General features: G+C 73.2%; 4 protein-coding genes and 2 pseudogenes. 2 read left to right on the top strand and 4 right to left on the bottom strand.

Annotation, left to right across the window (positions count from 1 at the left end; all coding sequences use genetic code 11):
• Positions 1-267, top strand: a pseudogene (locus H5J33_RS30075) (methyltransferase); the annotation flags it as partial.
• Positions 248-490 (top strand): CDGSH iron-sulfur domain-containing protein, encoded by a 243-nt coding sequence (locus H5J33_RS38475; protein ID WP_181797942.1) that lies wholly within the window; start codon positions 248-250, stop codon positions 488-490. The pseudogene H5J33_RS30075 and the gene H5J33_RS38475, both read left to right, overlap by 20 nt.
• Positions 491-687: 197 nt before the next feature.
• Here H5J33_RS38475 and H5J33_RS30065 read toward each other — a convergent pair whose 3' ends face one another.
• From H5J33_RS30065 to H5J33_RS30050, 4 genes and pseudogenes are all read right to left on the bottom strand, one after another.
• A complete protein-coding gene (locus tag H5J33_RS30065; RefSeq protein WP_181797941.1) occupies positions 688-1,122 on the bottom strand; it encodes a protease inhibitor in 435 nt (144 codons plus the stop codon).
• Between the two features lie 508 nt (positions 1,123-1,630).
• A complete protein-coding gene (locus H5J33_RS30060; RefSeq protein WP_030607468.1) occupies positions 1,631-2,008 on the bottom strand; it encodes a hypothetical protein in 378 nt (125 codons plus the stop codon).
• 3 nt (positions 2,009-2,011) lie between these two features.
• Entirely contained in the window at positions 2,012-2,251 is a 240-nt protein-coding gene (locus H5J33_RS30055; RefSeq protein ID WP_030607465.1) for a hypothetical protein, read from the bottom strand.
• Positions 2,252-2,340: 89 nt separating this feature from the next.
• Positions 2,341-2,709: pseudogene (locus H5J33_RS30050) on the bottom strand (discoidin domain-containing protein); the annotation flags it as partial.
• Positions 2,710-2,762 lie beyond the last annotated feature (53 nt).

Below are 2,762 nucleotides of genomic sequence, written 5' to 3'. Positions count from 1 at the left end.
CTGCTGGACCGGATCTGCCGGGACGCCCCGGCGCTGCTGCGCCCCGGCGGGCTGCTGCTGCTCGTGCACTCGGCGCTCAGCGGCCCCGATCGCACCCTGGAACTGCTGCGGGCGGCGGGTCTGAAGGCCGAGGTGGTCCGGCGCCGCCGGGTCCCCTTCGGTCCGGTGCTGCGCTCCCGGGAGGACTGGCTGCGCCGGCGCGGGCTGCTCGCGCCGGCCGACGACAAGGAAGAGCTGGTGGTCATCCGTGCCGAACGACCCCGCTGACAGCGCTCCGCGCGAGTCCGGTGCCTCCCCCGTGCCCGCCCGGCGGGTCATCGTGCGACGGCGCGGGCCCCTCCTGATGGAAGGGCCCGTGGAAGTCGAACTGGAGGACGGGACCACGGTCCGCTCGGACCGGTTCCGCGTCGCTCTGTGTACCTGTCGGCGCAGTCGCCGCTACCCCTGGTGCGACACGAGCCACCGGCGCAGGGCCGATCCGCCGCGTTGAAACCGTACGTTTTTCGCCGCTCCCCGGACGGCCCCCCACGGACCGGCCGGGGAGCGGCTGTGGTGCCCGGAGCCGGCGGGCGGCCCCACTCCGCCCGCCTGCCCCGGTTACGAGATCGCAGGTTCCCCGACCCAGGGGCCGCACTCCCCAGTTGCGGGCCTGATCCGGCGTTCACGGGGTTCCGCGCGATCCCGGTCCTAGAACGCGAAGAGGCTGCCGCCCACGGCATCCCTCATGCACGCGTTGCCGAACGTGCGCTCGTAGGAGACGCGCTGGCCCTGCCAGACGCCCTGGAGCGTGACCACGACGGGGTCGTACACCTTGGTGCACATCACGCCGTCGGCGGGCTTGAGGGCGTCGAGGTCGCCGTTGAGGCCGCGCAGTTCGGCGCAGGCCTCGGCCGGGGCGGGATGGGTGCCGGAGGCCGTGGGCGCGCAGTTCAGGGTGACGGCGCGCTCCGGAGTGGCGGTGGCCGCGTCGTTGCCGTGGCCGGTGGTGAGCACCAGTGCCGAGGGGGCGTAGAGCGACGACGGGGCGGCGCCCGGTGCAGCGACGGCGGCCCCGGTCAGGGGTCCGCAAACGGCGGCGGCCGTGAGGCCGAGGGCCGCTGCCCAGCGCGCGGTGTTCCGCATTGTGTGCATCCTTCCGCTCGAACAGACGGGTTGCCGGCTCCGGCCCGGTCGGGTGCCGGAGGCGGCGTGCGCCACTCTGCCGAGTCCACCGCCGAAACTCACATCGAACCCATGGGTTTCGGTAACCTTTCGTGTTGAATCAGTGGCGCGAAGTCACGGAAATCGAACGCCGGGACCCCGTAACAGAGCGGTTCTCCCCTCCGGGGACGGACTGGATGGCCGAAAATCAGCGCGTCGTTAATCGTCCTGAAACATTCCGGCTCCGCTCGCCTCGAGCCTCTTCATGACTCCCCGTGTTCATGAAGTGATCACCGCGTGGACGGTTCCCGTCCGGTCGCGCACCGGGCCGCCCGGCCCCGTGCGCCCCGTGTGAAGCGGGCACACGCACCCGCCGGACGCGCACGCTCCCGAAGGGCGCGGTGCGGTGGTGGACTGGGGTCCGGTCCTCCCCGAGAGGCCCCGCTCCGGCCGGCGGCTCCGGCGGCTTCCTCCACCGGCCGGAGCGGGGTCAGATCTGCCAGGAGCGGAGCCGGTCGGCAGCGCCGTAGACGTCGGTCTTGCCGGAGATGAGGTCCCGCGCGAGGTCGACGAGCGCGCCGTAGGGCGGGTCGATACCGGCACCGCTGACGAACATGTAGGCGACGGCGGTGGCGCAGGCGAAGCGGGCGTTGGCGGCGGGCAGCGGCTTGAGCACGGCGAGGGTGTGCAGCAGGGCGGCGGCCCGCCAGGCCGCGTCGGAGTCGACGCCGAGCCGGGGCGGGTCCACCCGGTGCCGGGCGACGGCCGCGACCAGAGCCGAGAAGTCGTCCACGGCGGGCTGGTCGGGCAGGACCTCCTCGTGCCGCTGGAGCAGCCAGGGAACGTCGATGTGGATGACGGAGGGCATCGGTCAGGCGGCCTCGCCCCTGCCGGGGCGCTCGTCGTCGGGGAAGGCCGCCGCGAACTCCTCGGCATGGCCGGCGAAGAAGCGGCGGAAGGCCTCCGCGCCCTCCTGCAGGGCGCGGTGCCGGGCGATGTCGGCGGCGGCGGCCTCGCGCACCAGGGCCTTCATCGACGTACCGCGCTCCTTGGCGATCTGGCGCAGGTCCTCTAGTTCCCGTTCGCTGAACTCCACGTTGAGAGCTGGCATGCCCTCACGGTACCGCGCGGGTACTCACGCGTAAATACGCCCAGGTGGGATGGCCTGCGGCGCGGTACCGCAGGCTCTCGACCCGTCCCTCACACGTCCAGCGTGCCGATGCGCACCGCTCCCTCCGGCCGACCCGGGCGGGCGCTGGTGAGGGTCAGGCGCAGCCGGGAGCCGCGGACCGGGTCGAAGGTGATGACCGTGGGGCGGTCGGAGGCGGTGGCCCACTCCACCCTCGCCCCGGTCACCGGCACGTAGGCGTGCCCGTTCCACACCGCCACCTCGGCCCGCGCGGGCGGGGTGTGGCCCGCGTCGGCCGTGAAGGAGACGGCCACCCGGTCGAAGGTGCGGACGCGCCCGAAGTCGACCGACACCCAGTCCTTCGTCCTGGCCCCGTCGAACGCGGGCAGCAGCGCGGTGGCCTGCTTGACGAAGGCGTTGGACCAGCCGGTGGCCGGATCGGGGCCTGAGCGTCATCCAGACGCTGGGCCTGTACGTCTTCCTCCCGCTGGTG

It is taken from the genome of Streptomyces sp. WELS2, assembly GCF_013870595.1.
In the GTDB taxonomy this organism is placed as follows: Bacteria; Actinomycetota; Actinomycetes; order Streptomycetales; family Streptomycetaceae; genus Streptomyces.
This window is presented reverse-complemented; position numbering and strand designations above follow the sequence as displayed.

What these genes read in the sequence shown, in the direction of transcription:
- H5J33_RS30065 (WP_181797941.1), bottom strand. Translation starts at nt 1,122, where the DNA reads ATGCGGAACACCGCGCGCTGGGCAGCGGCCCTCGGCCTCACGGCCGCC.
- H5J33_RS30060 (WP_030607468.1), bottom strand. Translation starts at nt 2,008, where the DNA reads ATGCCCTCCGTCATCCACATCGACGTTCCCTGGCTGCTCCAGCGGCAC.
- H5J33_RS30055 (WP_030607465.1), bottom strand. Translation starts at nt 2,251, where the DNA reads ATGCCAGCTCTCAACGTGGAGTTCAGCGAACGGGAACTAGAGGACCTG.